Below are 21591 nucleotides of genomic sequence, written 5' to 3' on the forward strand. Positions count from 1 at the left end.
TTTTTGCGTATGAATATCAAAATACCTTATACTTTCTATCTCATCTGAAAAAAGCAAAATTCTAAAAGGTTGTTCTTCATTAATCGCAAAAATATCTATAATATCCCCACGTATTGAAACTTCACCCTTATCTTGAACTATATCTACAAATTCATACCCACTATGTAAAATTTCTTCTTTAAATTTATCTAAAGCAAGAAGTGAATTTCTTTTAAGAATAATGTTTTTTAGATGCTTTTTTCCAGGGAGTTTTTGTAAGATTGTTTTTATAGGAGAAATTAAAATTTTATTTTCATCTTCTTTATGGTAAGCATTTAATACTTTACAAATTTCAAAAAGCTCTTTAGAAAAAGAGCGCAAATCACTACCAAATTCTGCTCTAAAATCAGGCAAAACAAAGATTTTGAAATTTAAAAATAAACAAACTTGAGCTAATTCATCTGCTTCTTTATCATTCTCACAAACTATTAACTCAGTTTTGTTGCTTAGTAAATATTCATATAATTTAGCTTGCATTTTCTGAATTTTCTATACTCACATCGATAGTTGCAAGTTCTTCATCTTTTTCAATTATTTTACTACTTCCATTAAATTTTCCACCATTTTCAATGCTTAATTGTTTAACTATGATATTACCATTAAGCACACCGCCGGATAAAATTTCTAAAGAATCAACTTGCATTTCTCCTTCAAAAACTCCATTAATCACTATCTTATTTGCCTTAACCTGTCCTTTTAAAATACCACTTTTGCCTATCACTATCACATTAGAAGAATTAATCACCCCTGTGATTTCTCCATCTAAATGAAGCATAGAGTCAAAATAAAATTTTCCTTCTATTTTTGCTCCGTTTGAAATGACTGTAGTTTCGGATACTGTAGCAATAGAGCCTTTATTAAAGATTGCCATGGAACTCTCCTTTCTTTTTCAAAAATTTGTTCGTAGTTTTTTCGGTTTAAATCTATAAAAATCTTAGGATCTAAAAGTTTATTAATAAATCTAACCTCATAATGCAAATGCGGTCCCGTAGAAAGACCTGTATTTCCTGTATATCCAAGCAAATCACCTTTTTTTACAAATTGCCCTGCCTTGACAACATCTTTACGCATCATGTGCGCATATACTGTTTTAAAACCAAAATTATGAATCAAAATCACTGAATAACCATAACCGTTATTACTATATGCGGCATATTCAACCACTCCATTTGCAGGTGCGTAAATAGGAGTATTTAAAGCTGCTCTTAAATCAATACCTGGATGAAACTCTTTTTTATTTAATATAGGATGATGACGCCATCCAAAATTACCTGTGACTCCATTATCTTCTATCACATGCCCATTTGGAATTTGTGTTAAAAATAAATAAGCTTGATCATTGGTAAGTTTAACTTTTTCCAATCTTTCTGGTATATCTAAGCTCTCATCTTGCTTTAAACCTAAATTTTCTTCAATATCTGCAAGTTGGGTTTGAAGTTCATCATATAAAGCTGTTTTTTCTTCTAAGCTTTTTTGCATACTTTCATTTTGAGAAAATAATTTAGTATTTTTTGAAGATAATGCTTCTTGTTCTTTTAAAAGCTCTGAACGTTTATCTGCTAAATAATTAATATACAAAGCACCTAAAACTATAACAACAAAAACAAAAGTAGTAAAATAAATAATGACTTTTTTTATGATCTGACTTAATAAAAAATGTCTAGAACCGTTTACATCTGTGATAGTTAGCGTAAATTTATCTTTCATTATAGCCTCTTAAAAAATTTTCCACCAATACAAAAGAACCAAAAACCAAATACAACTCATCTTTTTTTATTTGTTCAAATTTTTGATAAACAATATCTAATTTTTCTAAATTTTCTAGCAAAACAGAACCCGCTAAAGGCCTATCTTTGCTTTCATATTCATAAATTTCAACTATTTTTATTATAGGCTGTAAAGCCCTTAAAATTTTATAAGAATCTTTATCTAAAAAGCAATTATAAACCAAATGAACTTTTTTTTCCTTGAAAATTTCAACCAAAGCTAAAGCTGCCATTTCATTATGCCCTACATCAACAAAAACATTTTGACTTACTTGCTCACACCTTCCTTTTAAATCGAGTTTTGGCAAATTTTTGATACTTTGTATCAATTCTTTTTCATTTTTAGCACAAATTTTAGAAAAAGCTTCCAAGGCTAAAAAAAGATTATCTTTTAAAAAACTCACTAAATTATATTTTTGAATATATTCTTGCACATAAGGATAAATAGTCTTGTTTTCATCTAGCACACTAATATCTAAACTAGCTTGTTTTAAATTAGCTATTTTTTGAGCCAAATTTAACACTTTTGCTTCTTGCTTATGATTAATTAAAGCTTTAGCACTCATGGCTTTTAATTTTGTTCTTGCTATTTCATCCAAGTTTTTACCCAATAAATCTTGATGATCAAAACCTATTTTAGTAAAAACACTAAAGTCTATTTCAAAAACACTTGTAGCATCATATTCTCCTCCTACTCCAGCTTCTAAAATCACATAATCACAATCTTTAAAAACAAAAAAAGCTAAAAAAGTAGCATACTCAAAATAACTAAGTTTTTTTATATCTTCTAAAAAAATACTTTCTAATTTTTCATGCGCCTTTTCCAAAAGCTCATTACTTGTAATTTTGCCATTTAGCCAAAATCTTTCATTAAATTCAAAAATATGTGGACTTGTATAATGACCTACTTTATATCCTTGCTCCAAAAGTAAAAGTGCTAAAAATCTACCCGTGCTTCCTTTGCCATTAGTGCCAATAATTTGGACATTTTTAGTTTTTGGAATAAATTTTTTATACTTTTCATACATACTAAACATAAAAAATCTACTAATTTTTTGCACATACATAGTTTTTTGCGAGAGCGTTTGTTGAAATTTCATACTAAGCTTTTTGCATTAATTCTTTTAAAATATCGCCATCTGGAAATTCTTTTTTTTCTATACAAGAAGATGATAAAACAAGTTTAACTACTTCTTCTTTATAAATAAATTTATAATCATCTATAAGCTTCAAGGCTTTTTCTGTAAAAATTTGAGCGCTTTCTAAATTTTTACCTGGAAGTATAACCAAATAAGAACTTTCATCTAAAATCCAAATTTCAGCCAAATTTTTACATAAATCTTTAAGAATTTTTTTAAATTTCCCACTGATAGTTTTAAAACTATCAATACCATAGGCATTAATAACATGTTCTATATTATTAATTTTAAAGAAAGATAAAGCATAATTAACCGCATAAAGCTTATAATTTTCATCAAGTTTTTTAAGCTCTTGAGCAAGATTCCATTGTTCTCTTTGCTCATCATCACTTGTAGCTTGAATTTGAGTCTTAATTTGAGCTATTTGCTCATTTGCATACAAAAGCTTATCTTTTAAAGTGTCAAAATTAATCTGCACATTACCATTTTCATCTTTAGTTAAAGTATTGATAAATTTTACATCTTCTTGACTATTATCATAAAGCTTTGACACCATTTCATTTAAGCTTTCTAAGTGCTGATTAAAAAAAGAAAGGTTTTTTTGTATATAGTATTTATCTATTGCTTCTTTTTTTTGTAGCATCAAACAGTACTCATGTGCAAATTCTTTTCTAGCAATTAATCTAGGATTTTCTTTTAGCTTTTGCTTAAACTGCTCCACTTCTTTACTCTCACCAAATAAAGGCTCTAAAGAAGCTAGTAAAAGTTCAGCTTGTTTTTCGTAAGAGCGTTCTTTTAACATAGTGATAAGTTTTTCTATTAAAGCGTGAAAATCCAAAAACGCTCGGATATTAAATTCTTCTAATTTTTTTAAAAGCTCATAATCTTCATAAGATTTTTCAAGTTCTCTCCATTTAGCTCTTAAAAGATATATAGTCTCTAAGTCCATAGCTTGGGATAATCTGTGTTGAGTGGTTTGAGCAAGTTCTTTGATTTTTTTATCTTTGCTAATACTAAGCTGCTGAATGATTAAGTCAAGCAAAGCATAAACATCTTCATATTTTCTGCTTACTTGTCTATTAAGCCTAGAGACTAAAAACATCAAAAACTCATCAATAGTCCGAATGCTCTTTCCTTTTAATTCATGTTTATAAGAATCATCTAAAAGATTAGTGTATTTTTCTATTCTAGCTTTATTAAGACTCATAACTCCTGCTTTTTTAGCACACTCTTCAAACACCTCGCTATAATTTTCAGGAGTTGGGTATAATTTGCGTTCTTTTAGTTTTATCAATGTTTCTTTTGCAATTTCATTGATATGGCTTGCCATTTTACTTATAACCCCTAATAGCTATAATAGAAACAAACTCATCAAAAGCTTCACTTGATGCGTTTTTAATCGCTTCAAACCTAGCTTGATCACTAATGATAGAGTTTGGATTAATATCAAAATTATAACTTCCTTTAGTATTTACAATTTCTTCTTTTCCATTTTTATAACGCAACACAAACTCCAAATAAAGCTCTGCTTTATAATTAATCACATAACCATTTTTATCATAAACCATAGGATGAAATTCTAACTTTTTCATCGTAACTATAATAGAACTATCGGCATTATGCTCATCTGTGACTTTTCTACCAAGCTTATTAAGCATAGCCTCTCTTAAAATGTCTGTTATGTAAACACTATTTTCAGGATCTTGTTTGCTAATATTAATTTTCAAAAATACATTTTCACCCAAAACCTTACTTGCCATCTGCGAAGATGGAATATATCCACAAGCTATAATAAAAAAAGCAAAAAAAGATATTAAATATTTTTTCATTTAATCACCAAATTTACTAATTTTTTATCAATATAAATTTCTTTTACTATGGTTTTACCCTCTAGCCATTTTGCGACATTTTCTTTAGCTAAAGCTAAAATCTCATCTTCTTTAGCTTCTGAATTTATTTCAATCTGCGCTCTTTTTTTACCATTAACACTAATAGCTATATTAAAACTATCTTTCACAAAAACTTCATCTTTTATTTTTAATACTTTAAAATTTTCACATTTAAACAAATGCTCACTAAGCTCAAAACAAACATGAGGGATGATAGGCTCTAAAATATTTAAAATAATATAAAAAGCTTCTTTTGAAACTTCTTTATGATTTATAGCATTTAAGGCATTTAAAGTTTCCATACATGCAGCTATTAAGGTATTAAAGGCAAAACTTTCTTCATAAACTTCAAAAGATTTTTTCAAAGCCTCATACACTTTTAATCTAGCATATTTTTCTTCTTTATTTAAACTTTGATGATCAATTTCTTGCAATTTTCCACATTCTAAACTCATAGCCTTTTCATAAAGCCTATTGATAAATTTAAACGCACCTTCTAATGCACTGTCATTCCATTCAAGTTCTTTAGCAGGTGGTGCAGCAAACAATATAAATAATCTTGCACTATCTGCTCCATATTTTTCTATAATATAATCAGGATCAACCACATTCCCCTTGGACTTACTCATCTTAGCACCATCTTTAGTGACCATTCCTTGGGTTAAAAGTCTATTAAAAGGCTCATCATTTTTTAAATAACCCAAATCCCTAAGTGCTTTTTGGAAAAATCTAGCATAGAGTAAATGCAATATCGCATGTTCAATCCCACCAATATATTCATCAACATTCATCCAATAATTGACACTTTTTTCATCTACTGCTTTTTCTTGCCATGTTTTATCATCACTTGCAAAACGTGCAAAATACCAAGAACTTTCAAAGAAAGTATCTAAAGTATCGCTTTCTTTTTGCGCTTTTTTGCCACATTTTGGGCAAATACATTCTTTCCATGCTTCATGCTTATCAAGCGGATTTCCTTCTCCATTTATCACCACATCTTCAGGCAAGGTAATAGGTAAATTTTCTATTTTTTGAGGAACTATGCCACAAGAATCACACTTAATCATTGGTATAGGAGCTCCCCAATATCTTTGTCTAGAAACACCCCAATCACGAATTTTAAAATTGGTAACCTTTTTACCAATACCCAAAGATTCAATTTTTAAACTAATTTTTTCTCTAGCATCATTGCATTCTAGTTGATCAAATTCGTCGCTATTGGTTAAAACGCCTTCTTTTAAAGTATAACACTGTACATCATTTTCATCTTTGTAAATCACCTTTTTTATAGCCAAATTATAAGTTTTTGCAAACTCATAATCTCTTTCATCATGAGCAGGCACGCTCATAACAGCGCCACTACCATAATCACTTAAAACAAAATTAGCTACCCATAAAGGAATTTTTTCTTTACTTAGCGGATGGATTACATAAAGATTTAAAAAATATCCTTCTTTTGGTGCGGCTTGTCTTTGGCGTGGTGTTTGATTTTGTATATTTTGAATTTTAGCTATAACATCTTGATCTAGTAATTTTTTATCAATTAATTCATTTACTATTTCATGATCAGGCGCTAAAGCAATGTAAGATACTCCATAAATAGTCTCAGCTCTTGTGGTAAAGACATTGATTTTTTTTGCACTGATTTTATTATTTTCCTCTATATCAAAATCAAAACTAAGCCCTGTGCTTTTACCTATCCAATTCTCTTGCATAGTTAGAACTTGACTTGGCCATTTTCCTTCTAATTTTTTAAGATCTTGTAATAATTCATCTGCATAAGCAGTGATTTTTATATAATATCCTGGCATTTTTTTTCTAATGACTTCATGTCCGCAACGCCAACATTTACCATCTTCAACTTGCTCATTTGCTAAAACTGTTTTATCATTCTCACACCAATTAACTTCAGCTTCTTTAGTATAAACAAGTCCTTTCTTATACATTTTGATAAAAAATTCTTGCTCAAATTTAGTATATAAAGGATCAGAAGTGGCAAGCATTCTTTTTTTAGAAAAAGAAAAACCCAAAGAAGCAAGTTCATTTTGCATATAATCAATATTTTCATAAGTCCATTTTTTAGGGTGGATACCATGTTTAATCGCAGCATTTTCAGCAGGCATACCAAAACTATCAAAACCTATAGGATGTAAGACGTTAAAACCTTTTTTTCTATAATACCTAGCCATAGCATCGCCTATGCTATAGTTTCTCACATGTCCCATATGAATTCTACCACTTGGGTATGGAAACATAGATAAAATGTATTTTTTTGGTAAAGAAAAATCATCTTTTGGTTCAAAATATTCTTTTTCTTGCCAAATTTTTTGCCATTTTTTTTCTATTTTACCTGCTTCATATGCCATTTTCACTCCTAATTTTCTTCTTGATTTTTTACTGAATCAACTATAACTAAAATCATTGAAAAGATATTAGCTATCAAAGCACCAATTGCTAAAGTATAAACCATAACATTAGCTTCTGGATTAATTTGTATTAAAGCAAAAGCTGGAATTAAATGCAAATCAGCCACTAAAGAACTAGCAAATAATTCAGCTGCTAAGAAATTTCTAACCCCAATTTTCAATAAAGTAGAAATTAAATTCACACAAGCTGCAATAAATAATGCAACTTCATTTTGATCATATAAAAATCCTGCGGTTGTAGTTAAGCTCATTAGAGCAAAAAAGATATAAATAACCTTACCCCAATTCATTTTTACACCGTTCCTTTTTCATACATCGCTCTTAATTTTTCTTTTTCTTGTTTTTTCTTTACTTTTTCTAATTCTTTTTGGCGATACTGTGCAACGCTGAATTTAAACCATAAAAGTGCTGGACTTGCTACAAATATAGAACTTGCAGTACCTGCTACAATACCCACTATCATAGTTAAAGCAAAACCTTCTATCATAGATCCACCAAAGAAATAAAGCACTACAACGGTAATCAAAGTTAAGCCCGTTGTTAAAGTAGTTCTTGATAAAGTTGCCGAGACTGATTCATTAATAATTAGATCAAGTTTTGAATTTTTACTTGTTTTAATACCTTCTCTAATCCTATCAAAAATAATAATCGTATCATTTAAAGAATATCCAAGCACGGTTAAAACAGCCGCCAAAATATCTAAATTTACGTCTATTTCAAATAAAGCAATAGCGCCTAAAGTAATGACTATATCATGAATTTCACACACAATAGAAGCCATAGCAAAACGCCATTCAAATCTCACTGCCAAATAAATCAAAATAGCAATCAAAGAAATTCCAACCGCCATAAGACCTTTATTGCGCAGCTCATCTCCTACTTTTGGACCTACTACATCCACACGGCGCACTTCAAATTTACCTGTATCTTTTAATAAATTTGCAATGCTTGCTCCAATATCACTTCCCAAGCTATCACTACTTCCTGAAAAACGAATAATCACTTCATTAGCACTACCAAATTCAGTAACACTAGCTCCTTTTAAATTTTCATTGATAGCTAAAGCTTTACGAATTTCAGCCAAGGGTGCTTTTTGCTCGTATTGAAGTTGTACCAAAGTTCCACCGGTAAAATCAATACCAAAATTCAAACCCTTAGTAAAAAGGATAAAAATGGAACCAAAAAATAAAATAAAAGACAAAGAGATGGCTGCAAATCTCATTCTCATAAAATCATAAATATGTTTTTGACTAAAAAATTGCATTAAGGTCTCCTATATCCAAACCATAATCTTGTGTTATTGCTTTTTTCCATACGGTTCATAAACATTTCAAACATACCATGAGTTCCAACAATAGAAGTAATCATCGAAACTAAAATCCCAATACTCAAAGTCACCGCAAAACCTTTTACCGCACCTGTTCCATAAGCATAAAGCACTACTGAAGTAATTAATGAAGTAATATTAGAATCTAAAATCGCGCTCATTGCATGCTTATAACCATTTTCAACACTTTGCCTTATACTAGCACCTTCTCGCAATAATTCTCTAATTCTTTCATTAATAATAACATTAGAATCTACTGCCATACCCACAGTAAGCACAAGTCCTGCCATACCAGGTAAAGTTAAGGTTGCTCCAAACATAGCCATTACAGCAATAATCACTAAAATATTTGCCACTAAAGCAATATTGGCAAAAATTCCTGCTATACCATAATACATCACCATAAATGCAATAACCAATATAGAAGCACCTGCTAGGGCTATCATACTCATTTTAATACTATCAGCACCCAAAGATGGTCCAACACTTCTTTTTTCAAGCATTTTAACCGGTGCCAAAAGCGCCCCACTTCGTAAAGCAATGGCCACATCATGAGCTTCTTCTACAGTAAAGCTACCGCTAATTTGACCACTACCCCCGCCTATTCTTTCATTAATTCTTGGAGCTGAATATACTTTATTATCTAAAACTATAGCTAAGCGTTTACCTACATTATTTCCTGTGTAATCTCCAAATTTTTTAGCACCTTCTGAATTTAAGGTAAAATTAATAACAGGAAGATTATTACTTTGCGCAAAACCTACTTTTGCATCTGTTAGCATAGAACCATCAAGAATAGGTATAGATTTTACTAGATATTTAATTTGAGGATTTTTTGCATCTTCAAAAATCAAATCTCCATATTCAGCAGCCTGAGCTGAAGTAAGATTATTTACCTGATCCATTCTAACATCATCTACTTCCATTAATTGCAAATGCGCAGCTTTTGCGATAAGTTCTCTAGCTCTAGCCTCATCTGCAGCAGTTTTAATACCTGGAAGCTCGACTAAAATTTTATCCTCTCCCGATCTTGCTACATTTGGCTCTGCAAGACCAAATTGATCAAGTCTATTTCTAATAGTTTCTACAGCTTGTAAAATAGCTTGTTCATGAGTTAGTTTGATTTCTTCTTGGGTTAAAGAAAGTGTGTAGTGTAAATTTTCATGTGTGACGGCCAAGCCTTTAATGTCTTTTAATAACAAACCAACCTTGGCTACATCATTTTCATCTAATAAGCTAAATTCAATACTAGTATCATTTACTTTGATTTTATCAACAATAATATCTTCTTTATTGATAGAATAGCTAAGAGAAGAGGCTATGGATTTAACCTTTGACTTAACCGCCTCTTCTACTTCTACACCTAATAACATATGCAAACCGCCTTGCAAATCAAGTCCTAAGTTAATCTTAGCACCACTTTGGGTTTGCATAAAAGAAGGTATGGAAAAAATTAATCCTATAAGAAAAACTACAAAGAAAATAATACTTCTATAAGTAATTTTTCCACTACGCATCAATTTTCTTTGCTATAAAATCTCTAGAAATTTTTACAACTACATTTTCATCATTAAGCTTAACTTTGATAAAATCCTCTTCTGGTTTTACCACCTCGCAAATTATCCCACCATTTGTGATGATTTTATCCCCTTTTTCTAAAGATAAAACCATTAATTTATGGTCTTTTGCTTGTTTTTGTTGTGGTCTAATAACCAAAAAATAAAAAATCGCAAAAAGCACAATGAGAGGCAACAATGAAGTCCAAATATTTCCGTTTTCTGCCATTTCTTCCCCTTTTTTTAAAGTTCATAAATTCTAATTCTACCACTTTTAAAATAATAAAAGCCTTTTTTTCTGCACTTTTATTATCAAATTTTATTTATTTTTCTTTTTTTGAAAATTTACTTTTCGAATTTATTTCTCCGTTTTTAAGTATATATGGTTTGGTTTTATTGCTAAGAAATAAAAGTAAAGTAGGATATTTTTATACCGGATTTTTTGTAGGAATTTTATGGTTTTGGTGGATAGCTTTATCATCAATTTATTTTGATTTAGCTTATTTAATTCCTTTAGAAATTATCTTAATAGGATTAATTTATGGATTATTATTTTTAGTATGTTTTTTTCTTAAATTTGATTTTTTAAGGCTTTGTGGATTTTTTTTACTTAGTTTTATTCATCCTTTTGGCTTTGATTGGCTAAATTGGGGTGTTTTAAGTGTATATGGAATCTTTGATGCAAGTTATCAAGGTATTATAGCTATGTTTTTGATTGCTTATTTTTATTATGAAAAATACATTTCAAGATATTATAAAATAGCAATCATTTTAATCCTTATTCTAATCGGAGCTCAATATAATCAAAAACAATCACAAGCACTAAATTTAGACTATAAATTAGTCCAAACTAATATCTCTCAAGAACAAAAATTCATACAAGAAAATTTACAAACACATTCTAAAGATATATTTTATCAAATCAACAAGGCTATAAAAGAAGGTAAAGAAGTAATTATTTTTCCTGAAACTGCCTTTGCTTTTGCTTTAAATAAAGCACCAAGTTATTTACAAGCTTTAAAAGATTTATCAAAACAAATTATCATCATTACAGGTGCTATAAGTACTACACCTAATCATCTATATAATAGCACTTATGTATTTGACAATGGTAACATACAAGTTTTTAACAAACACTATCTTGTGCCTTTTGGAGAAGAAATTCCTATATTTAAAACCTTTTTTAAAAAGTATCTTTTAAATATTGATGAATTTTCAAAAGGAAAGGAATTAAATCAATACACTCTAAATAATCAACTCATCACTAATGCTATCTGCTTTGAAGCTACCAAAGAAAAACTTTACAAACACTCAAAGATCATCATAGCCATTTCAAACAATGCTTGGTTTAATTTTTCAAGTGAGTATAAATTACAAAATTTTCTAATGCGTTTTTATGCAAATAATTATAATGTAAGTATATATCATGCAGTTAATGGAAAAGAAAATGCAGTAATTAAGCCAAAAGAGATATTGATTTTAAAAATAAAAGAAAAACTTTTAAAGCAAAAATGAAGCTTAAAAACTTCATTTTATAATGCTTTAAATTCATCAAGAGCATCTAATTTTTCCCAAGGATAATCAGCCTGCCCCACTTGACCACGAGCAGCTACATCAGCATACATGAAAGTATCTTTACTTGGTTTATCAAGATTGAATTTATTTTTAATCCAATTTGGAGTTAATGGGAAAGTTTTCATTACAAAATCACTTAAAATATCATCATTTAATCTTGTGTTTGTTCCCATACAATCCACACTTACAGAAGTTGGCTTAGCCACACCTATAGCATAAGAAAGTTGTACTATACATTTTTTAGCAAGCCCTGCTGCTACGATATTTTTAGCGAGCCATCTTGCAGCATAAAGCCCACTCCTATCAACCTTAGTATAATCTTTAGAAGATTGTGCTCCTCCGCCTATTGGAGCATAGCCGCCAAAGCTATCTACTATAAGTTTTCTTCCTGTTAAACCACTATCATGTAATGAACTGTGATTTACATATTTTCCCGTTGGATTGATTAAAATTCTTGTTTTTTCTGGACAAAAAAGCTCTTTTGGTAAATTTGAATTTAAAATCAATTCCATTACCAAAGCTCTTAAATCTTCTATTTTCATACTTTCAACACAAGGAGCTGAAACTACAATAGTATGGATACTTTGAGGTTTGCAATTTTCAAAATTTTCTTTATTTACATAATCAATCGTAACTTGAGTTTTAATATCCACTCCAAGTTTATCAGGATTGTTTTTTGCAAACTCATATACTTTATCACAAAGCATTCTAGCATAAGAAATAGCTGCTGGCATATATTCTTTTGCTTCATTGCTTGCAAAACCAAACATTATCCCTTGATCACCTGCTCCAATCTCTCCATCTTCTTGATCAACACCTTGATTAATATCAGGGCTTTGTTCATTTAAAAATACCATTACATCTAAATCATCAGGATGTAAACATTGTTTTTTGCTAAAATGTGGATGCCCATCATAACCAATATCTGCTAGAGCTTTTTTTACAATATTTTCATAATCTTGTTTTTCTAGCTTATGTTTTGATTTAATTTCACCACCAATTACTACTTTATTTCCTGCTACAAAAACCTCACTAGCAACCCTTGAATCTTTATCATGAGCTAAAAAAGCATCCACTATAGAATCAGCTATAATATCAGCACATTTATCAGGATGTCCTGCACTAACAACTTCAGAAGTAAATAAATACATATTTTATATTCCTTAATTATCATAAATAATAATAGCTTTATTCTAGCACAAGCTAGCTTAAAAATCAAAAAGCTTATTTAAGCTTTACTTTGTTAGAATAAATTAAAAAATTTATCACTACAAAAAAGGTAAAAAATGAGTTTATTCTCTTGTGCAATCAAACGCTATAAAGATGGAAATCTTATTTTACAAATTTGCATAGGTATTGTTTTAGGAATTTTAGTAGGTATTTTTTCTAAAGATTTAGCTATTTTTGCAAATATTTTTGGTGCTTTATTTACAGGAGCTTTAAAAGCTATAGCACCGATTTTAGTTTTTATATTAATTTTAACAACCATTTGCACAAAAGAATTTAATCATGGAAGTGAGAAAATAAAACATATTATTTTCTTATATATATTTGGAACTTTTTTAGCTTCTTTAAGTGCAGTTAGTATAAGCTTTATCTTTCCTGTAGAATTAGTATTGAGCGATGTTGAAAAAGCTTCTACTACAAGTCCTGCACACATAGGCGAAGTATTTAAAACCTTACTTTTTCAAATCGTAGATAATCCTATCCACGCTTTATCTTCAGGAAATTATTTAAGCATATTAGCTTGGGCTATAGGTGGGGGGTTTGCTCTAAGGCATTGCTCTAATGATGCAAAGCAACTTTTTACTGATATCAACGAAGGCGTGTTGAAAATCGTTAAATTTATAGTCAAGCTTGCTCCTTTTGGAATTTTTGGACTTGTAGCAAATTCAGTTGCTCAAACAGGAGCAGCAGGGCTTTTAAGTTATGTTAAATTATTAATCATTTTAGTTTTAACCATGTTTTTTGTAGCCTTTGTGATTAATGCTTTAATTGTTTTTGCTTATACGAAGAAAAATCCTTATCCTTTGATTTTTATTTGCTTAAAACATAGTGCTGTTTTTGCATTTTTTACAAGAAGTTCTGCAGCAAACATCCCTGTAAATATGGCACTTTGCTCTAAATTAAATATCAACAATAACCTATATAGCATCTCCATTCCACTAGGCGCTACGATTAATATGGCAGGAGCAGCTGTAACTATTGCTATATTAAGTCTTGCAGCAGCTCACACAGTAGGCATTGAAATAAATTTTTTACAAGCTATGCTTTTGAGTGTTTTAGCCGCATTTGCAGCTTGTGGAGCTAGTGGGGTTGCTGGTGGTTCTCTTTTACTCATACCGCTTGCTTGCTCTTTGTTTAATATCGATTATGACATAGCTATGCAAGTAGTAGCAGTTGGTTTTATCATAGGGGTTATTCAAGATAGCGTTGAAACAGCTTTAAATAGCTCAACAGATGTTTTATTTAGCGCTATTTGTTCAGACAATGAGCTTAATTTAAAAATTTAAGGAGGACTTATGAGGCATTTAATCACTACAAAAGATTTTAGTAATGATGAAATCTTGACTTTATTTAAAGAAGCAAAAGAATTCTTAGATGAAAAACCGCGTACATTTTTAGAAGGAAAAAGTGTTACAACAATTTTTTTTGAAAATTCAACACGCACTCAATCAAGCTTTGAAACAGCCGCAAGAAGACTAGGTGCTAAAGTTTTAAAATTAGATGTTTCAAGAAGTAGTTCAAGCAAAGGCGAAACACTTTTTGACACTGCTGCAAATTTAGACGCAATGACGCCAAGTGCTATTGTAGTTAGACACAAAAACTCAGGTGTGCCTCATACTTTAGCAAATTATACCCATTGTCCTATAGTTAATGGAGGCGATGGCAAACATGCTCATCCTACCCAAGCTTTACTTGATCTTTTTACTATAATGGAGCATTTTGATTATAATGTGAAAGGTAGAAAAATAGCCATAGTAGGGGATATTAAAAACTCACGCGTTGCTGCTTCAAATTTAGAATTATTACCTCGTTTTGGTATTGATATTACCCTAATAGCCCCACCTCATTTTATGCCAAATTATCCCATTAAAAAAACAAATAAGCTAAAAGAAGTCATTGATGATGTTGATATTATCATGAGTCTTAGAACACAAACTGAAAGACACAATATTCCAACCTATGCATCGCTTAAAGATTATGCAAATGATTTTTGTATTAGTAAAGATTTAATAAAAGATAAAAATCTCATTATCCTACATCCTGGCCCTGTGCATAGAAATATTGATATTAGCGATGAAGTAATGGCTGATAAAAGATGTAAGGTTTTAACTCAAGTTAAAAATGGTGTTGCCGTTAGAATGGCTGTATTAAAAAAACTCATTTTAGAAAGCTAAAATCATGCAAAATTGGAACTTAAATACATTATTTAAAGATGAGCAAGAATTAAATCTTTTTTTACAAAAAACCCAAGATGAAGCTTGTGAATTTAAAAAACAATATGAAAATAATCTTCATAGTTTAGACAATGAGCAATTTTTACAAGCTTTAAAAAACTATGAAGAATTAATCTTAAAACTTTCTCACATACTAACCTATGTGTATTTAAATTTTGCTCAAGATACTACCAAAGGTGCTTTTTATGCAAAATATGAAAATTTAAGTAAAAAAATAGAAGAAAATCTTTTATTTTTTGAACTTGAATTTTGCGAATTAAAAGAAGAAAAAAGTAAAACTTTCATCACATTTTGCAAAGATTATGAGTTTTATTTAAATAATCTTATCAAACACAAAAAACACAATCTTTCTAAAAAAGAAGAAAGAGTCATCTTAGCTCTATCAAGTACAGGTTCAAATGCATTTGCAAGATTATTTGATGAAACCTTTAGTGCTTTAAAATTTAATTTTGAAGGACAAAAATTAAGCGAGGAAGAAATTCTAAGCAAGCTTTATGATAAAGATAGAAGCATTAGAAAAAAAGCTTCAAAATGCTTTAGTAAAACCTTAAAAAAACAAAACAAGCTTTTAGTGTATATTTTCAATATGATTAAAAGCGAACTTGCTAGTATTTGTGAGTTAAGATCTTATGAAAATCCAGAAACTCCAAGGCATATAAGAAATCAAATTTCTAAAAAAAGTGTCGATGCGCTTATTAGTGCTAGCGAGAACAGCTTTGATATCGTTTCCAAATTTTACAATGCAAAGAAAAAAATTCTAGGATATAAAAAGCTAAAAGATTATGATCGTTATGCGCCTATTGGAAAAGAAATGCAAGTTGATTTTAATCAAGGAAAGGATATCGTTTTAAAAGCCTTTGAAAAATTTTCTAAAGATTTTTATATGATAGCAAAAGAAGCTTTTGAGAATAATTGGATCGATGTTTATCCTAAAGAATTTAAACAAAGCGGTGCTTTTTCTCACTCAAGCACACCACTAAACCATCCTTTCATACTTTTAAACTATACCAACCAAAGACGCGATCTTTTCACCCTAGCACATGAGCTAGGCCACACTATACATCAAAAACTTTCTTATAAAGTAAGTTTTTTAAATCAAGATACACCTCTAACTACAGCAGAAACTGCTTCAGTGTTTGCAGAAATGTTGATTTTTGATTACATTAAAGAAAATTTAGATAAAGAAGAGCTTCTGTCTTTATATGCAGCAAAGATCGAAGATATTTTTGCTACTCTTTATAGACAGATTAATTTTACCACTTTTGAACGCAGATTTCATGCTAAAAAAGAAGAACTAAGCACGCAAGAACTAAGTGAAATTTGGCTTGAAGAATCAAGAAAAATGTTTCAAGATAGCGTAGTTTTAACCAAAAATTATGGCCTTTGGTATTCTTATATACCACATTTTATACACTCTCCATTTTACTGCTATGCTTATGCTTATGCACAACTTTTAGTTTTAGCGCTTTATGGTCTATATAAAAGTGGTAAATGTACTGATTTTACTTCAATTTATATTGAGTTTTTAAGTAGCGGGGGAAGTAAAAGTCCAAAAGAACTTGTAGCTATGTTTGGCTTTGATATAGAAAGTGATGAGTTTTGGAATATAGGCTTAGAACAAGTTAGAATACTAGTAGATGAATTTTTAAGGCTAAGCAATGATTGATAAAATTTTAAATAATAAAAATTTTATAAGTTTAATGCAAAAAAGCATTTATGAATGTTTACAAATTTTAATCCAAGAAGATATTGAGTTTAATATCATTGTAAATACTAAATTTGTTACACTCGAACCTCCTTTACCACCAGAATTAGATGTAGTGAGTAAAAATCCTTATTGTCTTTTTGCACTTGGTGGCTATACTTTTAAGTCCATAGTTTTAACAAATGAGCATATAGAATTTCATGCAGGTTTTGGGCCTGATGATTTTGCAACCTTTGTAAAAGTGGATTTAGGTGCAATTACTCAAATTCAAGTTGAAGATAATATCATTTTTGTTAATTTTTCAAACTATTTCAAAAAGCAAAATGATCAAAAATTAAAAGAAAAATCCATGAATGCTTTTTTAAATAATCCTAACAATAAAGATTTATTTAAAAAATGAGTTTTTTTGAAGGTTTAAATGATAGCCAAAAAGAAGCTATCATGCATATTGATGGAGCTATGCTAATACTAGCAGGCGCAGGTAGCGGAAAGACTAAAACCATTACCACTAGACTTGCCTATTTAATCGATCATGTAGGTATTCCTGCGCAAAATACCCTCACGCTAACCTTTACAAATAAAGCTGCTAATGTAATGAAAACAAGAGCCTTAGCACTTTTACAAGATCAAATTTTACACAATCCCCTTTTATGTACTTTTCATAAATTTGGCTTGTTATTTTTAAGACTTTATAGCGAAAGAATTAATAGGGCAAATAATTTTGTCATTATTGATACAGATGATAAAAAGAAAATACTAAAAGATTTAGCTAGCGAAAATTTACAAAGCTCTTTAGCAAGTATAGGTGCTTATATTTCAAATTTTAAAAATCAAAGCAAAAGCGCCCAAGAAATACGCAAAGAATTAGAATTTTTAAAAGATGAAAAAAACAAAAATTATGAAGAAATCATTCATTTATATGAACAATATGAACATTTTTTAATCCAAAATAATTTCATGGATTTTGATGATTTACTCATGCTAACTAATAAAATTTTAGAAGATGAACAATTTGCAAAAGAGCAAAGTCAAAAATATACTTATATAACAGTAGATGAGTATCAAGATACTAATGCCTTACAATATCAAATCCTAAAAAAACTTTGCACGTCTCATGAAAATATTTGTGTGGTGGGTGATGATGATCAAAGTATTTATGGTTGGCGCGGGGCTAAAATAGAAAATATCTTAAATTTCAAAGAACAATTTAACAATGTAAAATTAGTCAAATTAGAGCAAAATTACCGCTCAACTAGCGCTATTTTGCAAGCTGCAAATGAGCTTATAGAACATAATAGAAAAAGATTAGGAAAAACTTTAATTTGCACCAAAGATGAGGGCGAAGAAATCACAATTTTACAAAATGATGATGAGAAAATTGAAAGCTTTAAGGTTGCAAGAGAAGTTTCAAAACTTTTAAACTCAGGGATTAATCCTAGTGAAATAGCCATACTTTATAGAGTAAATGCCCTATCTCGCGCTCTTGAAGAAGCTTTTAGTAAAGAAAAAATTCCTTTTAAATTGCTAAGTGGAATTCGTTTTTATGAAAGAGCTGAGATTAAAGATATTATTTCTTATTTAAGATTACTTTCAAATTTAAATGATGATTATTCTTTTAAACGCATTATCAACCGCCCTAAAAGAAATTTTGGTAATGCAAGTTTAGAAAAGCTAGAAAATTATGCCAAAGAAAATCATTTGTCTTTATTTGAAAGTCTATGTGCTTTGCAAGGAAGTGGATTTTTTAGCAAAAAAACAGACAAAGAATTAGAAAAATTCATACTAAGCATACACAAAATCAAAGAAAAAGATGATTTACTTGCAATGATTTTAGCCTTAGAAGAAGAATTTAAAATCAAAGAATTTTACAAAGATAACCCAGAGAGCGAAGATAAACTTTTAAACATAGATGAACTTTATGCTAACTTAAAAGATAAAATCACTCATGGAAATTATAATGGCTTAGATGATATTTTAAATGAAATTTCTTTACTTAATGAGCAAGATGGACTTGATAAAGAAAGTATTTGTATTATGAGTATTCATGCAAGTAAAGGACTTGAATTTGATTATGTTTTTATCATAGGCTTAGAAGAAGGATTTTTCCCACTCACTAGCGAATCAAGCAATATAGAAGAAGAAAGAAGACTTGCTTATGTAGCAATCACTAGAGCCAAGAAAAAACTTTATTTAAGCTATGCTAATTCTAGATTTTATAAAGGAAGTCGCACAAGATTAGAAAAAAGTAGATTTTTTGGCGAGAGCAACGTAATCAAAAAAGAATTAACACTAGATCATCAAAAAAATTGCTACAAAAAAGGCGATTTAATCAAACATAAAATTTTTGGCATAGGCAGAGTCACTGGGGTAAGTAAAATAGGTGCTGAAGAAAAACTCACGATTAATTTTGGAGGCATAGAAAGAATGATAATGTCAAGTTTTGTGGAAAAAGTGATATGAATAAACTTTTTGTAGCTTACAAACCAAGTGGAATGAGTTCTAATGCTTTTTTAGGCAAACTCAAAAAAAAATATAAAAACAAAAAAGCAGGTTTTTCAGGAACACTTGATCCTTTTGCAAAAGGTGTTTTACTCATAGCCTTTGATCAATATACAAAACTTTTTCGTTTTTTTGATAAAAATCCAAAGGTTTATAAAGCAACGCTTTGGTTAGGCGTGCATTCACTAAGCCTTGATAATCAAAATATCAAAGAGATCAATCTTATAAATGCTTTTGATGAGCAAATTTTAGAACAAATTAAAAATGAACTTTTAGGTAAAATCACCTACATCCCACCCGCATTTTGCGCAAAAAAAATAGATGGAGTGCGCTCTTATGAGCTTGCAAAAAGAGGTTTTGAAGTCAATTTAAAGCCTTGTGTTATGGAAATTTTTTATACTAAAATTTTACATTACAATCATCCTTTTTTAACCATAGAAATAGCAGTTAGTGAGGGTTCTTATATACGCTCTTATTGTGAATTATTTGCTAGAAAACTTGGTATTAAAGCCACACTAAGCTCATTAGAGCGTTTAAGCGAGGGAGGGTTTTTTTATGAAAATGAAAAAGAGTTAAATCCTTTAGCTTATTTAAATCTTAGAAAAAATACGATAAAATACCCCCAAAAATTACACAATGGACAAAAAATATTTTTGGACGATTTGGAAATTCAAGAAGAAGGTAGCTATATTTTAGAAGAAAAAGATTTTTTTTCTATCATTTCTATCCAAGATAATCAAGTGCAATATTATTTAAATAAGGTATTAAAATGTTAATTTTATCAAGAAAAGAAAATGAAAGTATAAAAATCGGAGATGATATAGAAATCAAAGTAGTTCAAACAGGTAAAGGCTATGCCAAAATAGGCATCGAAGCACCAAAGTCTTTAATGATACTACGTAAAGAGCTTATCGAGCAAGTAAAAAGTGAAAATTTACATGCAATTAGCGATGAAACGATAAAACTTGATGATCTGAGCAAAAAGCTTAAAAAATGAAAGCTTACGCAAAAGCTAATATTTTTTTAAAAATCATAGGAATTGATTCAAGATCTTATCATTTATTACAATCACGCTTTGTTTTACTAAAAGATATTTTTGATGAATTAGGCTTTAGTGATGAAAAAACAAAAGAAGGATTTGAAATCACTGGAAATTTTACCCAAGATACCATCATACACAAAACTTATAAAGAATTAGAAAATTTAGGATTTTCTAATGAATTAAATGAATTTTTTAAAGACAAAAGTTTAAAGCTTATCAAAAATATTCCCATAGGTGGAGGCCTTGGTGGAAGTAGCACTGATGCGGTGACATTTTTACTTATGATCAACGAAGCTTTAAATTTAAAACTCAACCAACAACAACTTGAACAAATCTGCCAAAAACTTGGCTCTGATTTAATCTTTTTTTTAAGCGGATATGATAGTGCAAATGTTAGTGGGTGTGGCGAGATTGTAGAATATTTTGAAGATGATTTTAGCCAACTTGATTTTACTTTTCCTGCTATTGAATGTTCAAGCGCAAAAGTATATAAAGCATTTGATGAAAGCTCATACGATTTAACAGCGAATTTAAATTTAGCCAAAACACTTAAAACACTCAAAACAAGTGAAATTTTAGAGTATAAAAATACTGATTTAAACGACTTATTTGCTCCTTGTGTAAAAATTTATCCTAAAATGCAAACTTTTCTTAATGAAGCTTATTTTTTAAGTGGAAGTGGAAGTGGAGTTTTTAAGGCTAAATGATGAAAAAAACTATAGTAAAAAACAAAAAAGCTTTTTTTGATTATGAAATTTTGGAAAAATTTGAAGCAGGTATTGTTTTAAAAGGTTCTGAAGTGGTAGCATTAAGAGCTAGTAGAGCAAATTTAAAAGATTCTTTTGTGCGTATTATCAAAGGTGAAATTTTCTTACTTAATGCTCATATTTCTCATCTTAGCACTACACATTCTTTTTATAAGCATGATGAAAAAGGTGCGCGAAAACTTTTAATGCATAAAAAGCAAATCGATAAGCTTTTTGGTAAAATTAGCACCCAAGGTTTTACTATTGTGCCATTAGAGCTTTATTTTAATGAAAAAAATAAAGTAAAAGTTTTAATAGCCTTAGCCAAAGGAAAAAACTTGCACGATAAAAGAGAAAGTTTAAAGAAAAAACAAGCAGATCTTGAGGCAAGAGCTGCTATGAAAAATCATTATTAAAAAAA

21 protein-coding genes and 1 pseudogene are annotated in these 21591 nt (G+C 29.7%); 10 read left to right on the forward strand and 12 right to left on the reverse strand.

Annotated elements, in window-relative coordinates:
• The 11 genes and pseudogenes from L8W55_RS05610 to yajC all read right to left on the reverse strand — a co-directional run.
• A pseudogene (locus L8W55_RS05610) lies at positions 1–516 on the reverse strand (transcription-repair coupling factor); the annotation flags it as partial.
• On the reverse strand, positions 506–910 hold the full coding sequence (locus L8W55_RS05615) for a bactofilin family protein (protein ID WP_263677743.1): 405 nt from the start codon (positions 908–910) through the stop codon (positions 506–508). The gene L8W55_RS05615 and the pseudogene L8W55_RS05610, both read right to left, overlap by 11 nt.
• Positions 838–1749, reverse strand: a complete 912-nt coding sequence (locus L8W55_RS05620) for a M23 family metallopeptidase (protein WP_263677782.1) — start codon at positions 1747–1749, stop codon at positions 838–840. The genes L8W55_RS05615 and L8W55_RS05620 overlap by 73 nt, the downstream gene beginning before the upstream one ends.
• On the reverse strand, positions 1736–2905 hold the full coding sequence (locus tag L8W55_RS05625; RefSeq protein WP_263677744.1) for a Mur ligase family protein: 1170 nt from the start codon (positions 2903–2905) through the stop codon (positions 1736–1738). The genes L8W55_RS05620 and L8W55_RS05625 overlap by 14 nt, the downstream gene beginning before the upstream one ends.
• 1 nt (position 2906) lies before the next feature.
• Positions 2907–4274, reverse strand: a complete 1368-nt coding sequence (locus tag L8W55_RS05630; protein ID WP_263677745.1) for a hypothetical protein — start codon at positions 4272–4274, stop codon at positions 2907–2909.
• 1 nt (position 4275) lies between these two features.
• Positions 4276–4773, reverse strand: a complete 498-nt coding sequence (gene lptE / locus L8W55_RS05635; protein WP_263677746.1) for an LPS assembly lipoprotein LptE — start codon at positions 4771–4773, stop codon at positions 4276–4278.
• Positions 4770–7199, reverse strand: coding sequence for a leucine--tRNA ligase (gene leuS, locus L8W55_RS05640; RefSeq protein WP_263677747.1), 2430 nt, complete (start codon positions 7197–7199; stop codon positions 4770–4772). The genes lptE and leuS overlap by 4 nt, the downstream gene beginning before the upstream one ends.
• Positions 7200–7207: 8 nt before the next feature.
• Entirely contained in the window at positions 7208–7549 is a 342-nt protein-coding gene (locus L8W55_RS05645) for a DUF6394 family protein (RefSeq protein WP_039618681.1), read from the reverse strand.
• 2 nt (positions 7550–7551) lie between these two features.
• Positions 7552–8523: a protein translocase subunit SecF gene (gene secF, locus L8W55_RS05650; RefSeq protein WP_263677748.1), complete on the reverse strand. Its 972-nt coding sequence runs from the start codon at positions 8521–8523 to the stop codon at positions 7552–7554.
• Entirely contained in the window at positions 8523–10103 is a 1581-nt protein-coding gene (secD, locus tag L8W55_RS05655) for a protein translocase subunit SecD (RefSeq protein WP_263677749.1), read from the reverse strand. Before secD ends, secF begins: the two co-directional genes overlap by 1 nt.
• Complete coding sequence (yajC, locus tag L8W55_RS05660) at positions 10096–10371, reverse strand: preprotein translocase subunit YajC (RefSeq protein WP_012661754.1); 276 nt, start codon at positions 10369–10371, stop codon at positions 10096–10098. Before yajC ends, secD begins: the two co-directional genes overlap by 8 nt.
• On the opposite strand from yajC, the gene L8W55_RS05665 reads away from it, so the two are divergent.
• Entirely contained in the window at positions 10341–11657 is a 1317-nt protein-coding gene (locus L8W55_RS05665; protein ID WP_263677750.1) for an apolipoprotein N-acyltransferase, read from the forward strand. The genes yajC and L8W55_RS05665 overlap by 31 nt on opposite strands.
• 17 nt (positions 11658–11674) lie before the next feature.
• Here the strand turns inward: L8W55_RS05665 and metK are convergent, their stop codons facing one another.
• On the reverse strand, positions 11675–12868 hold the full coding sequence (gene metK / locus L8W55_RS05670) for a methionine adenosyltransferase (protein WP_263677751.1): 1194 nt from the start codon (positions 12866–12868) through the stop codon (positions 11675–11677).
• 135 nt (positions 12869–13003) lie between these two features.
• On the opposite strand from metK, the gene sstT reads away from it, so the two are divergent.
• The 9 genes from sstT to smpB are packed head-to-tail and all read left to right on the forward strand — an operon-like array spanning position 13004 to position 21586.
• Entirely contained in the window at positions 13004–14230 is a 1227-nt protein-coding gene (gene sstT, locus L8W55_RS05675) for a serine/threonine transporter SstT (protein ID WP_263677752.1), read from the forward strand.
• Between the two features lie 9 nt (positions 14231–14239).
• Positions 14240–15118, forward strand: coding sequence for an aspartate carbamoyltransferase catalytic subunit (locus tag L8W55_RS05680; protein ID WP_263677753.1), 879 nt, complete (start codon positions 14240–14242; stop codon positions 15116–15118).
• A 4-nt stretch (positions 15119–15122) separates the two neighbouring features.
• Positions 15123–16844 carry a M3 family oligoendopeptidase gene (locus L8W55_RS05685; RefSeq protein ID WP_263677754.1) on the forward strand — a complete coding sequence of 574 codons (1722 nt, stop codon included), beginning with the start codon at positions 15123–15125 and terminating at the stop codon, positions 16842–16844.
• A complete protein-coding gene (locus L8W55_RS05690; RefSeq protein WP_074691700.1) occupies positions 16837–17283 on the forward strand; it encodes a hypothetical protein in 447 nt (148 codons plus the stop codon). The genes L8W55_RS05685 and L8W55_RS05690 overlap by 8 nt, the downstream gene beginning before the upstream one ends.
• The gene (locus L8W55_RS05695) at positions 17280–19343 is read left to right on the forward strand and encodes an ATP-dependent helicase (RefSeq protein ID WP_263677755.1); all 2064 of its coding nucleotides are present in this window, start codon (positions 17280–17282) and stop codon (positions 19341–19343) included. Before L8W55_RS05690 ends, L8W55_RS05695 begins: the two co-directional genes overlap by 4 nt.
• Entirely contained in the window at positions 19340–20158 is an 819-nt protein-coding gene (gene truB, locus L8W55_RS05700; RefSeq protein WP_263677756.1) for a tRNA pseudouridine(55) synthase TruB, read from the forward strand. The genes L8W55_RS05695 and truB overlap by 4 nt, the downstream gene beginning before the upstream one ends.
• Positions 20152–20379 carry a carbon storage regulator CsrA gene (gene csrA, locus L8W55_RS05705; RefSeq protein WP_012661763.1) on the forward strand — a complete coding sequence of 76 codons (228 nt, stop codon included), beginning with the start codon at positions 20152–20154 and terminating at the stop codon, positions 20377–20379. Before truB ends, csrA begins: the two co-directional genes overlap by 7 nt.
• Positions 20376–21131, forward strand: a complete 756-nt coding sequence (locus tag L8W55_RS05710) for a 4-(cytidine 5'-diphospho)-2-C-methyl-D-erythritol kinase (RefSeq protein WP_263677757.1) — start codon at positions 20376–20378, stop codon at positions 21129–21131. Before csrA ends, L8W55_RS05710 begins: the two co-directional genes overlap by 4 nt.
• The gene (gene smpB / locus L8W55_RS05715) at positions 21131–21586 is read left to right on the forward strand and encodes an SsrA-binding protein SmpB (protein ID WP_263677758.1); all 456 of its coding nucleotides are present in this window, start codon (positions 21131–21133) and stop codon (positions 21584–21586) included. Before L8W55_RS05710 ends, smpB begins: the two co-directional genes overlap by 1 nt.
• The last annotated feature ends 5 nt before the right edge of the window (positions 21587–21591 follow it).

This window comes from Campylobacter sp. FU_520 (genome assembly GCF_025772385.1).
GTDB classification, from domain to species: domain Bacteria; phylum Campylobacterota; class Campylobacteria; order Campylobacterales; family Campylobacteraceae; genus Campylobacter_D; species Campylobacter_D lari_C.

Excerpts from the sequence above, each read along its gene's own strand:
- sstT (WP_263677752.1), top strand. The coding sequence starts at position 13,004 with ATGAGTTTATTCTCTTGTGCAATCAAACGCTATAAAGATGGAAATCTT.
- smpB (WP_263677758.1), top strand. The coding sequence starts at position 21,131 with ATGAAAAAAACTATAGTAAAAAACAAAAAAGCTTTTTTTGATTATGAA.
- L8W55_RS05645 (WP_039618681.1), bottom strand. The coding sequence starts at position 7,549 with ATGAATTGGGGTAAGGTTATTTATATCTTTTTTGCTCTAATGAGCTTA.
- L8W55_RS05625 (WP_263677744.1), bottom strand. The coding sequence starts at position 2,905 with ATGAAATTTCAACAAACGCTCTCGCAAAAAACTATGTATGTGCAAAAA.
- L8W55_RS05690 (WP_074691700.1), top strand. The coding sequence starts at position 16,837 with ATGATTGATAAAATTTTAAATAATAAAAATTTTATAAGTTTAATGCAA.
- L8W55_RS05665 (WP_263677750.1), top strand. The coding sequence starts at position 10,341 with ATGAAGTCCAAATATTTCCGTTTTCTGCCATTTCTTCCCCTTTTTTTA.
- L8W55_RS05685 (WP_263677754.1), top strand. The coding sequence starts at position 15,123 with ATGCAAAATTGGAACTTAAATACATTATTTAAAGATGAGCAAGAATTA.
- L8W55_RS05710 (WP_263677757.1), top strand. The coding sequence starts at position 20,376 with ATGAAAGCTTACGCAAAAGCTAATATTTTTTTAAAAATCATAGGAATT.
- L8W55_RS05615 (WP_263677743.1), bottom strand. The coding sequence starts at position 910 with ATGGCAATCTTTAATAAAGGCTCTATTGCTACAGTATCCGAAACTACA.
- lptE (WP_263677746.1), bottom strand. The coding sequence starts at position 4,773 with ATGAAAAAATATTTAATATCTTTTTTTGCTTTTTTTATTATAGCTTGT.
- metK (WP_263677751.1), bottom strand. The coding sequence starts at position 12,868 with ATGTATTTATTTACTTCTGAAGTTGTTAGTGCAGGACATCCTGATAAA.
- L8W55_RS05695 (WP_263677755.1), top strand. The coding sequence starts at position 17,280 with ATGAGTTTTTTTGAAGGTTTAAATGATAGCCAAAAAGAAGCTATCATG.
- yajC (WP_012661754.1), bottom strand. The coding sequence starts at position 10,371 with ATGGCAGAAAACGGAAATATTTGGACTTCATTGTTGCCTCTCATTGTG.
- L8W55_RS05680 (WP_263677753.1), top strand. The coding sequence starts at position 14,240 with ATGAGGCATTTAATCACTACAAAAGATTTTAGTAATGATGAAATCTTG.
- secD (WP_263677749.1), bottom strand. The coding sequence starts at position 10,103 with ATGCGTAGTGGAAAAATTACTTATAGAAGTATTATTTTCTTTGTAGTT.
- L8W55_RS05630 (WP_263677745.1), bottom strand. The coding sequence starts at position 4,274 with ATGGCAAGCCATATCAATGAAATTGCAAAAGAAACATTGATAAAACTA.
- leuS (WP_263677747.1), bottom strand. The coding sequence starts at position 7,199 with ATGGCATATGAAGCAGGTAAAATAGAAAAAAAATGGCAAAAAATTTGG.
- csrA (WP_012661763.1), top strand. The coding sequence starts at position 20,152 with ATGTTAATTTTATCAAGAAAAGAAAATGAAAGTATAAAAATCGGAGAT.
- truB (WP_263677756.1), top strand. The coding sequence starts at position 19,340 with ATGAATAAACTTTTTGTAGCTTACAAACCAAGTGGAATGAGTTCTAAT.
- secF (WP_263677748.1), bottom strand. The coding sequence starts at position 8,523 with ATGCAATTTTTTAGTCAAAAACATATTTATGATTTTATGAGAATGAGA.